A 294-nucleotide genomic window follows, 5' to 3' on the forward strand; every position below is an offset into this window, starting at 1 on the left:
AAAATGTTGTCCTACAAAAGGTAACGATGTTAAAAATCCATCATACTTGGGTGCTGTAATTATGTTAGAACCTATTCTAGGTTTAAAAAAATCCAAACTATTAACGATGTCGTCTTCATGACCTACATTTTTGATTTTCCCATTATACTTTCCTTCATCAATTTGCTTCTTGATATCACCAGAAAATGCACCATAAGGGTTCGGAGCAGCATAGGTTGTCGTACTATCAAAGTTAAACTTCACAGCATTATATTGTGCTAGATAGCCTCCTAAACTATGTGCCCCACTATGAAA

1 pseudogene is annotated in these 294 nt (G+C 35.0%); it reads right to left on the reverse strand.

What is annotated here, in order from left to right:
* Positions 1-294: pseudogene (locus HMPREF2897_RS08075) on the reverse strand (hypothetical protein); the annotation flags it as partial.

The sequence above is a fragment of the Staphylococcus sp. HMSC065D05 genome, from assembly GCF_001813195.1.
Classification (GTDB): domain Bacteria; phylum Bacillota; class Bacilli; order Staphylococcales; family Staphylococcaceae; genus Staphylococcus; species Staphylococcus epidermidis.